This window comes from Bifidobacterium sp. LH_413, from assembly GCF_056357015.1.
Map to the genome: position 1 here is coordinate 477,014 of NZ_JBKEVK010000001.1, position 18,476 is coordinate 495,489.

General features: G+C 67.9%; 15 protein-coding genes, 1 pseudogene and 1 riboswitch. Of the genes and pseudogenes, 11 read left to right on the forward strand and 5 right to left on the reverse strand.

The features are described from left to right. Positions 1-32: 32 nt before the first annotated feature. Both pyrF and gmk read left to right on the forward strand, forming a co-directional pair. A pseudogene (gene pyrF, locus AC1AYN_RS01775) lies at positions 33-941 on the forward strand (orotidine-5'-phosphate decarboxylase); the annotation flags it as partial. Between the two features lie 306 nt (positions 942-1,247). Then, positions 1,248-1,832, forward strand: a complete 585-nt coding sequence (gene gmk, locus AC1AYN_RS01780; protein ID WP_476502044.1) for a guanylate kinase — start codon at positions 1,248-1,250, stop codon at positions 1,830-1,832. Between the two features lie 167 nt (positions 1,833-1,999). Here gmk and AC1AYN_RS01785 read toward each other — a convergent pair whose 3' ends face one another. Together AC1AYN_RS01785 and thiD are read right to left on the reverse strand one after the other, a co-directional pair. Then, positions 2,000-2,449 carry a thiamine-binding protein gene (locus tag AC1AYN_RS01785; protein ID WP_476531702.1) on the reverse strand — a complete coding sequence of 150 codons (450 nt, stop codon included), beginning with the start codon at positions 2,447-2,449 and terminating at the stop codon, positions 2,000-2,002. A 21-nt stretch (positions 2,450-2,470) separates the two neighbouring features. Continuing rightward, positions 2,471-3,277, reverse strand: a complete 807-nt coding sequence (gene thiD / locus AC1AYN_RS01790) for a bifunctional hydroxymethylpyrimidine kinase/phosphomethylpyrimidine kinase (RefSeq protein ID WP_476531704.1) — start codon at positions 3,275-3,277, stop codon at positions 2,471-2,473. Positions 3,278-3,444: 167 nt separating this feature from the next. Here thiD and AC1AYN_RS01795 point away from each other — a divergent pair, with 167 nt between their 5' ends. Next, positions 3,445-4,653: an AAA family ATPase gene (locus AC1AYN_RS01795; RefSeq protein ID WP_476502043.1), complete on the forward strand. Its 1,209-nt coding sequence runs from the start codon at positions 3,445-3,447 to the stop codon at positions 4,651-4,653. Positions 4,654-4,756: 103 nt separating this feature from the next. On the opposite strand, the gene thiC is transcribed toward AC1AYN_RS01795, so the two are convergent. Both thiC and thiM read right to left on the reverse strand, forming a co-directional pair. Then, positions 4,757-7,498: a phosphomethylpyrimidine synthase ThiC gene (gene thiC, locus AC1AYN_RS01800; protein ID WP_476531706.1), complete on the reverse strand. Its 2,742-nt coding sequence runs from the start codon at positions 7,496-7,498 to the stop codon at positions 4,757-4,759. A gap of 136 nt (positions 7,499-7,634) precedes the next feature. Next, positions 7,635-8,537: a hydroxyethylthiazole kinase gene (gene thiM, locus AC1AYN_RS01805; protein WP_476531708.1), complete on the reverse strand. Its 903-nt coding sequence runs from the start codon at positions 8,535-8,537 to the stop codon at positions 7,635-7,637. Next, a riboswitch (TPP riboswitch) is annotated at positions 8,530-8,639 on the reverse strand. Its footprint overlaps the gene before it by 8 nt. Positions 8,640-8,821: 182 nt before the next feature. Here thiM and AC1AYN_RS01810 point away from each other — a divergent pair. From AC1AYN_RS01810 to AC1AYN_RS01845, 8 genes are all read left to right on the forward strand, one after another. Beyond that, the gene (locus AC1AYN_RS01810) at positions 8,822-10,297 is read left to right on the forward strand and encodes a glycine--tRNA ligase (protein ID WP_476531710.1); all 1,476 of its coding nucleotides are present in this window, start codon (positions 8,822-8,824) and stop codon (positions 10,295-10,297) included. 194 nt (positions 10,298-10,491) lie between these two features. After that, positions 10,492-11,739 (forward strand): tRNA dihydrouridine synthase DusB, encoded by a 1,248-nt coding sequence (dusB, locus tag AC1AYN_RS01815; RefSeq protein WP_476531711.1) that lies wholly within the window; start codon positions 10,492-10,494, stop codon positions 11,737-11,739. A gap of 165 nt (positions 11,740-11,904) precedes the next feature. Then, positions 11,905-13,281: a cell division protein FtsZ gene (ftsZ, locus tag AC1AYN_RS01820; RefSeq protein ID WP_476531713.1), complete on the forward strand. Its 1,377-nt coding sequence runs from the start codon at positions 11,905-11,907 to the stop codon at positions 13,279-13,281. Positions 13,282-13,318: 37 nt separating this feature from the next. After that, a complete protein-coding gene (locus AC1AYN_RS01825; protein ID WP_476502001.1) occupies positions 13,319-13,822 on the forward strand; it encodes a cell division protein SepF in 504 nt (167 codons plus the stop codon). Positions 13,823-13,939: 117 nt separating this feature from the next. Beyond that, positions 13,940-14,221 carry a YggT family protein gene (locus AC1AYN_RS01830; protein WP_476531715.1) on the forward strand — a complete coding sequence of 94 codons (282 nt, stop codon included), beginning with the start codon at positions 13,940-13,942 and terminating at the stop codon, positions 14,219-14,221. A 138-nt stretch (positions 14,222-14,359) separates the two neighbouring features. Next, complete coding sequence (locus tag AC1AYN_RS01835) at positions 14,360-15,718, forward strand: DivIVA domain-containing protein (RefSeq protein ID WP_476501999.1); 1,359 nt, start codon at positions 14,360-14,362, stop codon at positions 15,716-15,718. Between the two features lie 26 nt (positions 15,719-15,744). Beyond that, on the forward strand, positions 15,745-16,302 hold the full coding sequence (locus AC1AYN_RS01840) for a signal peptidase II (protein ID WP_476531717.1): 558 nt from the start codon (positions 15,745-15,747) through the stop codon (positions 16,300-16,302). Beyond that, positions 16,299-17,297, forward strand: coding sequence for an RluA family pseudouridine synthase (locus AC1AYN_RS01845; protein ID WP_476531719.1), 999 nt, complete (start codon positions 16,299-16,301; stop codon positions 17,295-17,297). The genes AC1AYN_RS01840 and AC1AYN_RS01845 overlap by 4 nt, the downstream gene beginning before the upstream one ends. Here AC1AYN_RS01845 and AC1AYN_RS01850 read toward each other — a convergent pair. Further along, positions 17,210-18,424, reverse strand: coding sequence for a helix-turn-helix transcriptional regulator (locus tag AC1AYN_RS01850; RefSeq protein WP_476531721.1), 1,215 nt, complete (start codon positions 18,422-18,424; stop codon positions 17,210-17,212). The two genes, AC1AYN_RS01845 and AC1AYN_RS01850, sit on opposite strands and share 88 nt — an antisense overlap. Positions 18,425-18,476 lie beyond the last annotated feature (52 nt).

The window sequence follows — 18,476 nt, forward strand, 5'->3', positions numbered from 1 at the left end:
GGATTTCCTCTCACACGAAGGAAGGGATCGCGATGAGTGACAGCCCCATTGAGGAACAGGACAAGGAACGGCTCGCCAGGCGTTCGGACTTCGGTCTGCGTCTGCGCAATTCGATGGACAAGTACGGTCCGTTGTGCGTGGGCATCGACCCACACCGGAAACTCCTGACCGATTGGGGCTACAACGTCGACGCCGACGGCGCGGAGATGTTCGCCATGCGCATGCTGCAGGCCGCGAACGGACGCGCCGCCGCCGTCAAGTTCCAGTCGCCGATGTTCGAGCGTTACGGCTCGAAGGGATTCGCCGCGCTGGAACGCGTGCTGTACGCGGCACGCCAGATGGGCATCATCACGATCGTCGACTGCCTGCACGGCGGACTGTCCACGACGATCTCCGCCATCGCCGACGCCTACTTCAAGCCGGGCGCGCCGCTGAGGGCCGACGCGATCACGCTGCTGCCGTACTACGGCGCGCGATCGCTGCAGGGCCTCATCGACGACGCGCTCGACAACGGGCGCGGCGTGTTCATCGCATCCCTCACCTCCAACGAGGAGGGCAAGAGCCTGCAAAGCGCCATCCGACAGGTCGGCGACTATGAAGGCAAGACGGTGGCGTACGGCATCGCCGCCACCGCGCAGAAGAACAACCGCAACGTGGACGGCATGGGCTCCGTCGGCCTCGTCATCGGCGCGACCATCGGCCAGTGGATCAACGAGACCGGCGTCGACCCGGCCCAGTTCACCGGACCGATCCTCTCGCCCGGCTACGGCTGGCAGGGCGCCGACGCGAAGGACCTGCGCACCGTGTTCAAGGGGACGAAGGGCAACGTGCTCGTCACCGTGTCCCGTTTCATCGCCTCCCACGGACCGGACATCGCCGCGCTGAGCGAGGCCACCGAGGCGATCTCGCTCGACGTGCGTCAAGCGCTCATGGAGGCGACGCGCGTCGCCGAGCTGCCGCAGGAGCAGCAGAAGGCCGTTGCGGCGGCGACGGACGAGGCCGCGCCCGTGCCGCAGACGCCTGCCGAGACCGCCGGGACGTCCGACCACGGCGCAACCGCAACATCCGAGACGACCGGCGCGGACGCGCCGAGGGAGAGCATCACCGTGACCGACACCGATAAGACCGCCGCTTCCGCTGATTCCGCCGCCGAGGCGCAAGCCGACGCGACGACCGCTCCCGCGGGCGAAACCGCGGCCGCCACCGGCACGCAGCCGGAAGCCACGGCCGAAGCGGACGCGCAGGCGCTGCGCGGTGGCCGTCTGCTCGTGCTCACCGGTCCCGCCGGCGTCGGCAAGGGCACCGTCGAGATCGCGCTGCGTAAGAAGCACCCGGAGATCTGGGTGTCCGTCTCCGCCACGACGCGCGACCCGCGCCCGGGCGAGGTGAATGGCGTCAACTACTGGTTCATGAGCGAGGAGGAGTTCGCCGCCAAGGAGAAGGCGGGTGAGTTCCTGGAGACGGCGCTCGTGCACGGACTCGCGCACTACGGCACGCCGCTGAAGCCGCTCGAGGACCACATGGCCGTCGGCACGCCGACGATTCTCGAGATCGACCTGCAGGGCGCGCGTCGCGTCAAGGAGAAGGCCAAGGAGCTGGGACTCGAGGTGATGACCGTGTTCATCGCCCCGCCGAGCTTCGACGAGCTGGTGCGCCGCCTCACCGGCCGTGGCACCGAAACCGAGGAGCAGCGCAAGCGCCGCCTCGAGACCGCCAAGGTGGAGCTCGCCGCGGAAAGCGAATTCGACGTGACCATCGTCAACGAGAACGTCGAACAGGCCGCCGACCAGCTGTGGGACATCATCGCCAAGGAGTACGGCAAGGAGGCGTGAGCCTTCCCGTACATCCCGTACATACGTAAGCTCCCTCTGACGAGGGAGCTGTCTTGCGTAGCAAGACTGAGGGAGAGATACCGCGAACGTTACGTTGCGGCTATCTCTCCCTCAGACCGCCTGCGGCGGCCAGCTCCCTCGTCAGAGGGAGCTTTTTTGTTTTCGTCTTATTCCGCCGCGGCGGCCTTGCGGTCGGCGATGAGCTGGTCGGCGAGCTTCGGCTTCTCGGCGAGCTGGCCGGTGAAACCGGGGCGGATGTCCATGTGGAGCACGAGGCTCGTGCGGTAGCCCTGCTCGGCGAGCTTCTTCGCGGCCTCGCCGGCCACGTGCAGCACGTCGTCGAGGTTGCCCTCCACGTCGGTGAACAGCGCGTTCGTCTCCTGCGGGAGTCCCGAATCGCGGATCACCTCGATCGCCTGCGAGACGTAGGGGGAGACCTCGGATCCCGCGCCCGTCACCGACACCTGGATCGCGGCCACCGTGTTGAGATACGGCTTGCCGGTCTTCGGGTCGATGGGGACCTCCTGCTTCACGGCGAAACGGTCGGTCGCCGTGGCGAGCGCCGCGTCGCGCGCGTTCGAAGCGTCGCGCCCGGTGGCGTCATCGTTCTGCGTCATCGTCATTTCTCCTTCTCTCTCTCACCGCCACTGCCATGCGTGGTCCATCGGGCCGGAACCGTGGCCCAGATCGAGCATCGCGTTCAGCGCGCCGGTCAGATACTCCTTCGCGTGCCGGATCGCGTCGGGCAGCGTCTCGCCCTTCGCGAGATTCGACGCGATCGCCGAGCTCAACGTGCAGCCGGTGCCGTGCGTGTTCGGATTGTCGACGCGCGAACCCTCGAACCACGTGACTGTGCCGTCGGTCTCGGCGAGCACGTCGTTCGCGTCGTTCGTGTGATGGCCGCCCTTGACGAGCGCCGCGCAGCCGTAGCGCGTGACGAGGGCGCGCGCCGCAGCATCCATCGAACCGGCGTCGACGATCGCCATGCCGGTGAGCTCCTGCGCCTCGGGGATGTTCGGCGTGATGACCGTGGCGAGCGGGAACAGCTTCGACGTCAACGCGGCGATCGCGTCGTCGCTGATGAGCTTCGCGCCGGACGTGGCGACCATGACCGGGTCGAGCACGACGTTCGCCGCGTGATGGAACGTGAGCCGGTCGGCGATCACGTCGATGATGTCCGTCGCGGACACCATGCCGATCTTGACCGCCAGCGGCGGGATATCCTCGAACACGGCGTCGATCTGGTCGGCGAGGATCGTCGGCTCCGTGTCCTGGATGGAGCGCACGCCGGTCGTGTTCTGCGCGGTGAGTGCGGTGATCGCGCTCATGCCGAACACGCCGTTGGCGAGCATGGTCTTCAGGTCCGCCTGCATGCCCGCGCCGCCGGACGAATCCGAACCGGAGATCGCGAGCACGGGGGGAAGCGTGGTTGCATGTGTTGACATACGGTTCAGCTTAGTCGGGGGAGACTCGTTTTTCACCTGTTTCCGCCGTTGATTTCCGGCTCGCCCCGCCTTGGACTTCCCTCGGATTTCCCTTGATTCCGGGGCGGTTGTGTGGTGTGATGGAACGGGCCGGGACAACGGCCGGAACCGAGCAGTGGGAGAGGGGAATCATGTCCGACGACGTGTTGCGCCGTGACGGCGTGCTGGCGCGCATCACCGGATTCGACGAGGGGCGCGTCGCCTATTACGCGACGATGCCGAACGGGCGGAGCACGCAGCTCACGTTCCCGCGTCAGGAGGTGTTCGACGTGGGCGACGTGCTGCTCGTCGGCGACGGCTTCTACACGAAGGTGCCCGCCTCCGTCTGGCCGATCAAGCCCCGCGTCGGCGTCGTGCGCCGCGCATTGGAGGATGCGGTCGTGCTGGAGACCTCGGACGGGCTGGAACTCCTCGAAGGCGACTATCCGGTGGACATCATGCCCGGCAACACGGTCGAGTTCACCGACCTGTTCGGCATCGAACGCGTGCTGTGGCCGACGGCCATCCGCCCCGGCGAATCCGACCACGACGACGACATCAAACAGTACCGGATCACGCCGAGCGCCGATCCGGACCTCACGTTCGCGTCGTTCGGCGGCTACGAGCAGGTCGTCACGCGCGCCAAGGAACTCATCGAGACGCAGCTCGGCAACAGCGTGCAGATGCGCGCCATCGGTGCGAAGCCGATCAAGGGCGTGATTTTCACCGGTGCGCCCGGCACCGGCAAGACGCATCTGGCGCGCATCATCGCCAACGTGGCCGACGCGCAGTTCTACCTCGTCTCCGGCCCGACCATCGTGAGCAAATACGTGGGCGACAGCGAGGAGACGCTGCGCATGATCTTCGCCGCCGCGCAGGCCGACCAGCGCGCCATCATCTTCTTCGACGAGATCGATTCGATCGCCTCCTCGCGCGACACCGATACGAACGGCGTCGGCAAGCGTCTCGTCGCCCAGTTGCTGACGCTCATGGACGGTTTCGCGTCCAAGGGCAACGTGGTGGTCGTCGCCGCCACGAACCGCATCGAGGACGTCGATCCGGCGCTGCTGCGCCCCGGCCGGTTCGACTGGCAGATCCCGTTCCCGATGCCGGGCGAGCACGACCGTCTCGCAATCCTCGAAGTGCAGGAGCGCGCGCTTTCGACCGAAGGGGAGCTGCCCCTCGCGGACATCGCGCGGCGCACCGAAGGCTGGAGCGGCGCCGAAGTGTGCGCGATCTGGACGGAGGCGGCGCTTGTCGCCGCCAAGGACCGTCGCGCCGCGATCCGCGCCGCCGACCTCATTACCGCGTTCGAACGCGTCGAACGCCGCCCGGAGCTGCGCGCGCATCGGGGCTAGCGGAGGCTGGCACGGGACCCCGCATACGTTGAAACCCCTCTCGGATGAGAGGGGTTTCAACGTATCGGACCGGAGGGATCCTACCGGTGGGGACCGGAATCCGTCACTCGGTGGCGGTGGTGTAGAGCTTGCCGCCCTGGGCGGTGTACTTCTCGCTCATCGCGTCGAGGCCGGCGCGGATCTCCTCGGGGCTCAGCACGTTGGCGGAGACGACGCCGTCGGCCGCGGCCGGCTGCGCGTCGGCGGCCACACCGGCGAGCGAATCCTTCACGATCTGCTCCTGGGCGGCCGCGCCGCCGAACGCCTTGCGGATGTTCTGCGAGATGGCCATCGAGCAGAACTTCGGGCCGCACATCGAGCAGAAGTGCGCCATCTTGGCCGGCTCGGCGGGCAGCGTGTCGTCGTGGAACGCGATCGCGGTGTCCGGATCGTAGGAGAGGTTGAACTGGTCGAGCCAACGGAACTCGAAGCGGGCCTTCGAGATCGCGTCGTCACGGTCCTGCGCGTGCGGGTGGTGCTTGGCGATGTCGGCCGCGTGGGCGGCGATCTTGTAGGCGATCACGCCCTGCTTGACGTCGTCCTTGTTCGGCAGGCCCAGGTGCTCCTTCGGGGTCACGTAGCACAGCATGGCGGTGCCGTAGCGGCCGATCTCGGTGGCGCCGATCGCGGAGGTGATGTGGTCGTAGCCGGGGGCGGTATCGGTGGTGAGCGGTCCCAGGGTGTAGAACGGGGCGCCCTTGCACACGGCCTTCTCCAGCTCGATGTTCATGCGCACCGTGTCGAACGGCACGTGGCCCGGGCCCTCGATCATGACCTGCACGTCCTTCGCCCAAGCGCGCTCGGTGAGCTCGCCCAGCGTCATCAGTTCGGAGAGCTGCGCCGCGTCGTTGGCGTCCGCGAGGGAGCCGGGGCGCAGACCGTCGCCGAGGGAGAACGCCACATCGTACTTGGCGAAGATGTCGCACAGTTCGTCGAAGTGCGTGTACAGGAAGCTCTCCTGATGGTGGCGCAGGCACCAGTCGGCCATGATCGAGCCGCCGCGGGAGACGATGCCGGTGACGCGGTTCGCGGTGAGCGGCACGTAGCGCAGCAGCACGCCGGCGTGGATCGTCATGTAGTCGACGCCCTGCTCGCACTGTTCGATCACGGTGTCGCGGAACAGCTCCCAGCTGAGCTTCGAGGCGTCGTCCTCGACCTTCTCCAGCGCCTGGTACATCGGCACGGTGCCGATCGGCACGGGGGAGTTGCGCAGAATCCACTCGCGGGTGGTGTGGATGTCGTTGCCGGTGGACAGGTCCATCACGGTGTCGGCACCCCACTTGGTGGCCCACGTGAGTTTCTCGACCTCCTCGTCGATGGACGAGGTGACGGCCGAGTTGCCCATGTTCGCGTTGAGCTTGGTGAGGAAGCGGGAGCCGATGATCATCGGCTCGGCCTCCGGGTGGTTGATGTTGCACGGCATGACGGCGCGGCCGGCGGCCAGCTCGGAGCGCACGAGCTCCACGTCGCAGTTCTCGCGGGTCGCGACGTACTGCATCTCCGGGGTGATGATGCCGTGGCGGGCGTACCACATCTGGGTGACCGGGTGGTCCTTGGCGCGCATCGGCTTGTGCGTGCGTCCGCGCCATTCCTTCGTGGCGCGGCCGCGCTTGATGGCGCGCTTGCCGTCGTCCTGCAGGTTGCGGGCGCGGCCCTCGTAGTCCTCGATGTCGCCGCGGTCGCGGATCCAGTCGAGGCGCAGGGGCTTCAGGCCCTCCTTCGGATCGCACTTCGGGCCTTCGGTGTTGTAGTCGATGAACGGCGGGTTCGGGCCGACGCCGGGCGTGTCGGAGAGCTTGATCTCCGTGTACGGCACTTCGAGGTCGTAGGAGCCGTATTCGTAGGAGAACGGCACGGTCTTCGTCTTGCGGATGTGCGCCTTGTCGCGCTGCTTCGAGCCACGGGCGGCGATGTCGACGCGCTGCTGCTTGGCGAGCTTCTGCGCCTCCTTCGCCTCCTTCGCGTTCGTGAACTTCTTCTCGGTGGCCTCGGCGCCCGGCTCGGCGGCGCCCTCCTGCGCGGCCTGCGTGTCGACGGCCGGCGTGTGGGTGACGATGCGCGGGGCGTAGCCGTGGCGCTTGTCGCCGCGCACGGCCTTCCAGCCCTCGACCATCGCGCGGGTGGCGGCCTCCGGGTCGTCGGCGCCCGCGATCGCGGAGACCGCGAACCAGCCGGCGGCCTTCGTGCCGGCGAGCATGGCCATGTCGGCCGCGGTCACGCCGCCGCCGACCACGACCGGGAACTCGCTGGCGGCGCAGATCGTGTCGATCTGGCGCGCGTCGAGCGTCTTGCCGGAGCCGTCGTTGCCGCCGACCGAGGCCTCGGGCTTGGTGGAGGAGACGTGCAGCGGGCCGGCGCCGATGTAGTCGATGCAGCCGTCGGGCAGCTCGTTGATGAGACGGACCAGCGACTCGGTCTCGGCGGACAGGCCGACAATCGCCTCGTCGCCGAGCAGCGCGCGGGCCTCGCGCGGCTCCATGTCGGTCTGGCCGATGTGCACGCCGTCGACCTTGATGCCCTTGCGGCGGGCCTGCCAGACGACGTCCGCGCGGTCGTCAATGACGAACGCGACCGTGTCGGACTTGCCGGCGTCCTCGATGATCTGCGCCACGTCGCGGGCCATCTCGGTCAGTTCGGAGGCGTCCGCGCCCTTGGCGCGCAGCTGGATGAACGTGGCGCCGCCGTGCAGGGCCTGGTCGACCACGTCGGTCAGCGGGCGGCCCTTGCAGTCGTCCGGCCCGACCACGAAGTACGCGGAGAGGTCGAACGAATCGCGCATGGACGCGTAGGGATATTCGTTGCTCATGTGTTCCTGTTCCTTGTTGATTGGTTGGTGGAAGTTTTGCGGTCTCCTCCCGGATGGGAGGAGACAAGTCCTGTTTTTCTTCCCGCCGGCGGGAAGGGTCTCTCCCTCAGTCGCCCTGCGGTCGACAGCTCCCTCGTCAGAGGGAGCCGGGGGATGTGAGGATCGGGCTGGAGGCGATCTGGTCGGGGGTGGTGTTCCAGAGGGCGTCGAGGAAGGCGACCTGGAACGATCCGGGGCCGTTCGAGACCTGCTCGGCGGCCTCGCCGGCGCGGTCGTAGAGCGCCGTCGCGGCGAGCGCCGCGGTCAGCGGGTCCGTGACGGCGAGGTAGACGGCGGTCACTCCGCCGAGCGAGCATCCGGCGCCGGTGATCTTCGCCATCATCGCGCTGCCGCCGGGAAGACGGTAGACGGTCTCGCCGTCGGTGACGAGATCGGCCTTTCCGGAGACGGCGACGGCGGCCTCGCCTTCCGGCGCGGACGCGGCGAGGAAGCGGGCGAGCGCCTTCGCCGGTTCGACGGCGGCCTCGACCTCGTCGACGGATTCGACGCCGGCCGGCCGGGTCGCGTCGTCGGGGGAGACGAGGCCCCACATCGTCGCCAAAGCGATGATCTCGGAGGCGTTGCCGCGCACGATGGTCGGGGGAGCGGCGCGGAAGGCGCGCAGGATCTCGGTGCGCGTCGAGCCGATGCCGGCGGCCACCGGGTCGAGCACCCACTTGTGCCCGGTCTTGTGGAAGGCGCGCGCGATCTTCGGCAGCGCGTCCTTATAGAAGGGCAGCAGCGTGCCCACGTTGACGTAGTCGGCGCCGGACATGGTCGCGGTGTCGATCACGTCGTCCGGCAGGAAGCTCATCGCGGCGGCGCCGCCGGCGGCGAGTTGCGCGTTGGCGACGAGGTTGATGGTCACGAAGTTCGTGAACGACTGCGCCATCGGCGTGCGCTCGCGCACCGCCTCGGAGGCCTTCCTGATGCGCGCCTTCAATGCGGCGACGTCCGCGTCGTCGCGGTCCGCCGTGGTTGCCTGCGATGATTCGCTCATATTCACTGCTCCCTACGCTGGTCTTAACCAACAGGTTCAAAGGGTCGGGCGTCGCGCCCATCTCAACCCGCCGAGTGGCTGCGGGTTCCCCTGCATTGCGTTATCGGATTCGACGCTATGCGGTTATATGGACAACCTGTGACGAAGACGGATTCCAGCGCGTCACACCTCTTGCGTGTCGTGCGGCGGAGTGGTAGTTGTGGCGCGGCCTTTCGCCGGTCGGCGTATGCAGGTAGTCTGAACGGGTTGTAAGACCCCAAACCGTTCAAACCAGAAGGTGCATTGTGGCTCAGTCCAAACTTGATGAAGTCGTGTCCCTCGCGAAGCGTCGCGGATTCGTGTTCCCCGCCGGCGAGATCTACGGCGGGACCCGTTCCGCCTGGGACTACGGCCCGCTCGGCGTCGCGCTGAAGGACAATATCAAGCGCGAGTGGTGGCGTTCGATGGTCGTCACCCGTCCCGACGTCGTCGGCGTCGACACCTCCATCATCCTGCCGACCCCGGTGTGGGTCGCCTCCGGCCACGTCGCCGTGTTCAACGACCCGCTGGTCGAGTGCCTGAACTGCCACAAGCGCAACCGCGCCGACAAGCTGCAGGAGTCCTACGCCGAGAAGCACGGCGACAAGCTGCCGGAGAACGGCATGGCCGACATCGTCTGCCCCGACTGCGGCACCCGCGGCAAGTGGACCGAGCCGCGCGACTTCAACATGATGCTGCGCACGCACCTCGGCCCGGTCGAGGACGAGAACAGCCTGCACTACCTGCGTCCGGAGACCGCGCAGGGCATCTTCGTCGACTTCAAGAACGTGATGACCTCCTCGCGTTCCAAGCCGCCGTTCGGCATCGCCAACATGGGCAAGTCCTTCCGCAACGAGATCACGCCCGGCAACTTCATCTTCCGCACCCGCGAGTTCGAGCAGATGGAGATGGAGTTCTTCGTCGAGCCCGGCACCGACGAGGAATGGCACCAGTACTGGATCGACGCCCGCACCCAGTGGTACCTGGACCTCGGCGTCAAGCCGGAGAACCTGCGCCACTACGAGCACCCGAAGGACAAGCTGGCCCACTACTCGAAGCGCACCGTCGACATCGAGTACAAGTTCGGCTTCCAGGGCTCCGACTGGGGCGAGCTCGAGGGCGTGGCCAACCGCACCGACTTCGACCTTTCCGCGCACGCCAAGCACTCCGGCGAGGATCTGAGCTACTTCAACCAGGCCACCGGCGAGAAGTACGTCCCGTACGTCATCGAGCCGGCCGCCGGCCTGACCCGCTCCCTCATGTGCTTCCTCGTCGACGCCTACGACGTGGACGAGGCGCCGAACACCAAGGGCGGCGTCGACAAGCGCACCGTCCTGCGCCTCGACCCGCGCCTCGCCCCGGTCAAGGCCGCCGTGCTGCCGCTGAGCAAGAAGCCGCAGCTGCAGTCCGTCGCCCAGGACCTGGCCGCCGACCTGCGCCAGAACGAGTGGATGATCGACTACGACGAGTCCGGCGCCATCGGTCGCCGCTACCGCCGCGAGGACGAGATCGGCACCCCGCTGTGCATCACCGTCGACTTCGACACGCTCGACGACCACGCCGTGACGATCCGCGACCGCGACACGATGAACCAGGAGCGCGTCTCGCTGGACAAGGTCGCCGAATACGTGGACGCCCGCATCGGCGAGAAGCGCACCCGCGTGCCGATGAAGCCGGTCGCCATGGGTGGCGAGGCCTGGCCGGACTCCGTCAGGATCAACGAGGCCGGCGGCCTGTACTGATCGGCGATACGTCGCCGGAAGGCGGCGGCAATGGCCCCCTCTGACGAGGGGGCTCCCGGCTCGGCCGGGTGGGGGAGAGAAGGAGCGGCCGACGCGCCGCAGTCTCTCCCCCAGTCATCCCGCGGATGACAGCCCCCTCGTCAGAGGGGGCCTGCATGTCCCGAACCCCAGCAACGAGCGGAAGGCCTGTGACAGTGAGCGACATCACCGAAACCATCATCAACGCGCCGCACGAGACGGACGATCTCGACCCACGCACGGACGCGCCGCGCCGCGCGGCCGGCGAACCCGCCCCGGCCATCGCGCCGGTCAGGCTCGGGAACATCAGCGTGCCGACGCCCGTCGTGCTCTCGCCGATGGCCGGCGTGACCAACTGGCCGTTCCGCGTGATCTGCGAGGAATACGGGCCCGACGGCCTGTACGTGGCGGAGATGATCACCGCCCGCGCGCTCGTCGCCCGCAACCCGAAGGCCCTGCGCCTGTGCCGGTTCGCGCCCTCCGAACGCGTGCGCTCGCTCCAGTTGTACGGCGTGAACCCGGCCATCGTCGAGCAGGCGGCGCGCATCGTCGTCGACGAGCATATGGCCGACCACGTGGACCTGAACTTCGGCTGCCCGGTGCCCAAGGTGACGCGCCGCGGCGGCGGATCGGCGTTGCCGTGGAAGACCGACATCTACACGGACCTCATCCGCCGCGTCGTCAAGGTGTGCGGCGAGGCCGGCATCCCGGTCACCGCGAAGATCCGCGTCGGCATCGACCACGACCACGAGACCTTCCTCGAAGCCGGCCATATCGCGCAGGAGGAGGGGTGCGCGGCCGTCACGCTGCACGCGCGCACCACCGCCGAATACTACGGTGGGCACTCCGATTGGAGCCGCATCGGCGAACTCAAGGAACGCCTCGACATCCCCGTGTTCGGCAACGGCGACATCTGGGGCGCGGACGACGCGCTCGCGATGATCCGCGAGACCGGATGCGACGGCGTGGCCATCGGCCGCGGCTGCCAGGGCCGCCCGTGGCTGTTCGCCGACATCAAACACGCCTTCGAGGGCTCGGACGAACGCTTCAACCCGACGCTCGGCGAGGTGTGCCGCGTGATCCGCCGCCATGCCGGCCTGCTCGTCGAGTTCTACGACGGCGACGAGCGCATGGCCGTGCACGATCTACGCAAGCACATCGCCTGGTACCTCAAGGGGTTCCCGGTGGGCGGGTCCACGCGCAAGGCGTTCATGGAATGCGAGTCCCTGGCCGACGTGGACCGCGAGATCGCGCGCCTCGACCCGGACGTCACGTTCCCCGAGCGCGTGGTGGACAAGCCGCGCGGGCGCGTGCGGTTCGCCAAGAAGGTGCATCTGCCGTACGGCTGGCTCGATTCGCGCACGACCAGCCACGAGGAGCGCGAGACGCTCTTCGGCGACGACCCGATGGACGCCGGTTACTGACGCCATGGCACCGGGAGCCGACGCCCGGGACCGACGTCGGAGGCGGTGCGTGATGAAAACGTCGTCATCGCCGTGAAATACGCGTTACACGCGCGAAAATATCACACAATACGGGGGAGCCCTGCGCTAGTCTAGGGTGTAACCGTGAAGTGACAGGAGCCAAACGTGAGCGAGAACGCCCAGACTGAGTTCAACGACAAGACCAACATCAAGGTCGTCGGCGTAGGCGGTGCCGGCGGCAACGCCGTCAACCGCATGATCGCCGAAGGTCTTCAAAACGTTGAGTTCATCGCCGTCAACACCGACGCCAAGGACCTGCTGCGCTCCGAGGCCGATGTGAAGATCTCCCTGTCCGACCAGTCCAGCCGCGGCCTCGGCGCGGGCGCCGACCCGGAGAAGGGCGCGAAGGCCGCGCAGGACCACCAGTCCGACATCGAGGAGTCCCTCAAGGGCGCCGACATGGTGTTCGTCACCTGCGGCGAGGGCGGCGGCACCGGCACCGGTGCCAGCCCGATCGTCGCGCGCGCCGCCCACCAGCAGGGCGCGCTCACCATCGCGGTGGTCACCCGTCCGTTCTCGTTCGAGGGCCCGCAGCGCGCCGCCTCCGCCGAGCTCGGCATCGACAACCTCCGTCAGGAGGTCGACGCCCTCATCGTCATTCCGAACGACCGTCTGCTCGAGCTGTCCGACCGCTCCATTACGATCATGGACGCGTTCAAGACCGCGGATTCCGCGCTGCTGTCCGGCGTCCAGGGCATCACCGACCTCATCACCTCCAACTCGTACATCCACGTGGACTTCTCCGACGTCACCGCGATCCTGCGCGGCGCCGGCACCGCGCTGTTCGGCATCGGTTCCGCGCGCGGCGAGGACCGCGCCACCCAGGCCGCCGAGCTGGCCATCAGCTCGCCGCTGCTCGAGGAGAGCATCGAAGGCGCCCACGGCGCGCTCATCAACGTGGCCGGCCCGACCGACATCGGCCTGCAGGAGGCCTCCGCCGCCGTCGAGCTCGTGCGCAAGGCCATCCACCCCGAGGCCCAGATCATCTGGGGCCTCGCCCTTGACGACGCCTACGGCGACGAGGTGCGCGTCACCGTCATCGCCGCCGGCTTCGACACCGCCAAGGAACAGGCCGAGGTGAACGACGCGCAGCCGCTCGCCGTCGCCGCCCAGCAGGCGAAGGCCGCCCGCGACGCGGCTCCCGCCGCCCAGCAGGCCCCCGCGCAGCCCGCCGCTCCTGCCCAGCCGGCCGCCCCCGCGCAACCTCAGCAGGCCCAGACCGCCACGCCGCAGGCCCAGCCCGCCGCTCCCGCGGCTCCGGCCGCCACGCCGTCCCCCGCGCAGCCGCAGCAGGCCCCGGCCGCCACGCCGCAGCCGTCCACCGCCCAGCCCGACCAGTCGCCGTTCACCTTCGCCCCGACCACCGGCGGGATTCCGGCCCAGCAGCCGTACCACTACCGGAACCCCTACCAGGAGTACCCGTACGCGCCCGACGCGAACGATCCGGCCGGAGACCTCGACATCCCCGATTTCCTGCGCTGACGGCAAGACGACAACGACGACGAGAAAGGGTTAAGCCATGGCAGGGTTCATGAAGAACGCGATGTCCTATCTGGGCATGTCCGACGTCTCCGAGAACGATGACGATTTCGACATCGACGAGGAACCGGAGACCCCGGAACCCGCGGGTTCGTTCGACTCCGACCATACGGTGACCCCGATGCCGACGAAGCCCGCCGTCCCGGCGTCGGCCGCCTCGTCCCCGTCCTCGTCCACGCGCGTCGCCAACCCGTTCCAGGGGCGTCTCAGCCGCATCACGACCATCCATCCGAAGTCCTACGAGGACGCGCAGATGGTCGGCCGCGCGATTCGCGACGGCGTGCCGGTCGTGCTCAACCTGACGGGCGTGCCCGAGGCCGTCGCCTACCGCATCGTGGACTTCTCCGCCGGCGTGGTGTTCGGCGTGCACGGTTCGATGGAGCGGGTCACGCCGCGCGTGTTCCTGCTGAGCCCGTCACAGGTGAACATCAAGGTCGAGGAATCGGCCAACGCCAACAGCGCGCGCGACCTGTTCGCCGACTGAGCCACACGGTCCCCGCATCGCCCTTCCACGTCCCCGTAGCCGAAAGCCGCGGGGACGTTTCGGTATGTCATCAGCGAACACCCAGCCTGTTCCCAGCGGGGCTGATACGGTGGAGGCATGCTGTTCCTCATCCTGACGCGCATCGTCGACGGTCTTATCGACGCCTACATCACCGTGCTGTTCATCCGCATGATCCTCGACTGGGCGGCGCTGCTCGCGCCCCGCTGGTATCCGAGGGGCCTCGTCGCCAAGCTCATCGACATCGTGTACAGCGTCACCGAGCCGCCGCTGAAATGGCTGCGCCGCTACATCCCGCCGCTGCGTCTCGGCGCCGTCGCGCTCGACATGAGCTTCATCGTCCTGTACTTCGTCCTCGTGGTGCTCCGCGCGCTCATCTGACCGGCCCGTGAGCGCGCCCATGGGCGTGTCATCCGTCCGCAAACGCGGAAATACTGCATGAATGCTGGGGGGACGTGCTAATGTCATGTGTTGATACCAACGTAAGCGAGGCACAGCCCCAAAGCGAGGTGTGGATTTATGGCTCTGTTGACGCCTAAGGACATCAGGGAGCGCACGTTCCAGACGGTGCGCTTCAAGGAAGGATACGACGTCGACGAGGTCGACGATTTCCTCGACCAGGTCACCGAGACCGTCGAGGCGCTCGGCAAGCAGGCGGTCGCCGGCCAGTCGACCCAGGCGCTGGGTCCGGATGTGACCGCCCTGAACAAGAAGATCTCCGAGCTGAATGCAACGGTGCAGCAGCTCCAGGACGAGAACGACAAGCTCAAGGACGCCGCCAAGCAGGCGGCCGCCGGTGGCGACCAGGCGCAGGCCGTCGCGGCCAAGCTGGCCGAGGCGGAGTCCTCCAACAAGGCCCTCTCCTCCCAGAACGAGCAGCTCAAGGCCCAGGTCGACCAGCTCAACGCGCAGATCGACCAGCTCACCGCCCAGGCCGCCCAGGCCTCCGGCAACCAGGACGCCGTCGCCCAGCAGATCGCGGCCGTCCAGAAGGAGCGCGACCAGTTCCGCGCCCAGGCCGAGGACATGTCCCGCAAGATCGCCGCCTTCCAGCAGCAGGCCTCCGGTCTGCAGCAGCAGGCGCAGCAGGTCCAGGAGCTCACCCGCCAGCTCGAGGAGTCCAAGAAGCGCGAGAACCAGCTGCGCGAGCAGGTCGCCAAGGTCGAGCCCGACACCGAGACCGGCTCCCTGCGCAAGATCGCCGGCGCGGCCGTCGGTGCCGGCAGCGAGCCGGAGCGCGCGACCGCCATGCTCACCCTCGCCATGCAGCTGCATGACCAGTATGTGGACAAGGGCAAGGCGAAGGCCAAGGAGATCACCGAGAAGAGCCAGAACGACTACAACGACCTGATCGGCAAGGCCAACGACTACTCCAACCGCACCCGCACCGAGGCCGACGAGTACAACAAGCGCGTCCACTCCGACGCCGACGCCTACTCGAAGCGCACCCGCTCCGACGCCGACGCCTACTCGGTCAAGACCCGTCAGGACGCCGACACCTACCTCGGCACCAAGCACAACGAGGCCGACCAGTACGAGGCCGAGGTCCAGCGCCGCGCCGCCGAGTACGACCAGAAGGTCCGCACCGCCGCCGACGAGTACGGCAAGCAGACCCGCAAGGAAGCCGACGACTACGGCGTCAAGACCCGCAACGAGGCCGAGGACTACGGCAAGAAGACCCGTACCGCCGCCGACGACTACGCGAACCAGGTGCGTGAGAACCTGACCCACGAGGCCAAGGCCATCGAGGGCAACATCCAGGGCCTCAAGCAGTTCGAGACCGAGTACCGCGCCCGCCTCACCGAGTTCCTCGGCCAGCTGGTCAACCAGGTGTCGGACAACAACACCTACAGCCAGACCGAGCAGTCCGGCGACTGATTGCAGGTACGCATCCCGGTATGAACATGGTTCATCATGGACGGCCGCGCATTCGCGTGGCCGTCTTTGCTTGCGTCACCGTCATCGCGCTGGCCGTCGACCAGCTCACGAAACTGTGGGCGCTGTCCGCGCTGTCGGACGGTCGCACCGTGCGCGTCATCCCCGGCCTGCTGTCGCTCACGCTGGTACGCAACCCGGGCGCGTCCCTCGGCTTCGGATCGGGCGCCACGTGGGTGATCTCGCTGCTCGCCATCGTCGCCTGCGTCGTGCTCGCCGCGCTCGCGTGGCGGACCGCGTCGACGGCATGGTCGGCGGCGTTCGCGTTGGCGTTCGCCGGCGCGCTCGGCAATCTCATCGACCGCGTCGTCTACGCGTCGGGCTTCCTCGACGGCAAGGTCGTCGACTTCCTCAACTACGGATGGTCCGTGGGCAACGTGGCGGACATCTTCCTCATGGCCGCCGGCGTGGCCATCGTGCTCATGATCCTCTTCGACGTGCCGTTCGGCGCCCGTGACGGCGGGAAGGCGGGGAATCGCGCCGCCGCCGTGGCGGACGGCGAAGGCGCGGAAGGCGGCGTCGCATGAGCCGCCTCGCGCCGGCGCCCGACGCGCTGGTCGGCAGGCGGTTCGACGTGGCCGTCTCCAAGATGCTCGGCGTCTCCCGTTCGAAGGCCGCCGAACTCATCGACACCGGACAGGCGAAGGTGCTCGACCGCTCCATCGCGAAATCCGGCATCCTGCAGGCGGGGGAGACCGTCGAATTCGATCTCGTCGAGGAGCGCAAGGCGCCGGAGCCGATCGCCACGGACATGGCCGTCGTCTACGAGGACGACGACGTGGTCGTGGTCGACAAGCCGGTCGGCGTCGCCGCGCACGCGTCCGTCGGCTGGACCGGACCGACCGTGCTCGGCTCGCTGCGCGACCGCGGCGTGCACATCACCTCCTACGGCGCCGCCGGGCGCGAGGGCATCGTCTCACGGCTCGACGTGGGCACGAGCGGCCTCATGCTTGTATGCAAATCCGATCTCGCGTATGTGGAGATGCGTCGGCAGTTCGCCGGACACGAGGTCGTCAAGACGTATCACGCGCTCGTGCAGGGCTCGCTCAGACAGGACAAGGCGACCATCGACGCGCCGATCGGGCGAGCGAAGGTCTCCGATTTCCGCTTCTGCGTGACACCGTCGGGCAAGCCCGCCGTCACGCATTGGGACGTGATGGAGCGGTTCGGTTCGGAGGCGACGCTCGTCTCCGTGAACCTCGAGACCGGTCGCACGCACCAGATCCGCGTGCATTTCTCGTCGATCGGGCATCCGCTCGCCGGCGACCACATGTACGGCGCGAACCCGGTGCTGGCCGCCGAGCTCGGCTTGGAACGCCAATGGCTGCACGCGATGCAGCTGGAGTTCCGTCACCCGCGCACGCACGTGTGGACGACCGTCACGTCAAGCTATCCGGCCGATCTGGAGCATGCGCTCGACGTGATGCGCGCCCGTCACGCGGAAGCGCCGGCAGCGGATGCCGAGACGGCGTCGGAGACCGCGGATGCGGAGGCACCCGCCGCGGACCCGTTCGCGGCATAGGTGCGGGCGAGGCGTTCGCCCACCTCGCGCAGGCTGTCGCGCAGGGACTGCGGCTCGAGGATCTCGATGTTCCCGCCGTCCGCATACTGCAGCGCCCACCACAGGGTGGCCTTCTCGTTGGCGCGGACCCGTACCTCGTAGACGGGCTCCGCGCCTTTCGCGCCTTTCGCGCGTTTCCCGCCTGCGCCGTCCCTCGCCGCCGTTCCTGCGGGAGGCTGCGGGAGCCGGGTGACCTGCGCGTCGTCGAACCAGTCGAACAACGGCTCCAGGGGGCCGGCGATGCGCATGCGGATCGGCACCGCGGGGCCCTTCACCGGGTAGGGGCGCTCCGCCATATGCCGGTCGATGTCGAACGGCTCGCCGGGCGTGTCGCTGAAATCGTCGAGACGATGCGAGACGGAATGGTCGGCGTCGTCGATCCTCAGGTCGCGCAGACGGTCCACGTGCAGGTAGGCCAGCCCGTCGTAGATGTGCATGTGGCACACGAGATAGTACATGTTGTTCTTGTACATGAGATGGTACGGGTCGGCCCGGTATACGCGCGCCCTGCCGGTGGCGTCGCGGCGGGGCACGAGCACGCCGTCCGTGTCGTACGTGCAGTAGTGGAATTCGATGACGCGCTCATGGTCGATCGCGTCGTTGAGCACCTCGATGTTGTTGAGGAACTCCGTGTTGTAGTTCTTCGGCGTCTCGAGCCTGCTCAGGCCGCGTAGCTGGCCGGAACGCCCGGCGAACGAGTAGATCTTCGCGATGAGGTCGCGCAGGTATTCGCCGTCCGGGCGGGAGAGCATCACGCCGTCGGTGAGCAGCCGCATCTGCGCGGTGTCGAAGACCGGGTCGATGTACCAGCCGGGGCGCGGGTCGGGGCTTTCCGCGTGCACGAGATCGGCGCGGTCGAGATGCCCGACCTTGCGGCCGATCGGCGTCATGGACTCGAACGCGCGCAGATGGTTGCGCACGGTCTTCTCGTTCACCCCCAGCGTCTGCGCGATCTCCGAGGCGGTGAGCCCGTGCTCGCGGTCCGTATGCGCCGCGAGCAGTTCGATGATCTCCACCACGATCTGTGCGGTGGGCGTTTTGGGCGCGCGGGCGGCCCCCGCCGCGGCGCCATCGGCCTTACGAGTCATGCCGGCTCCCTTCCTGCGACCCTCATCGGTGAACACCATCCTACGCCCGTGG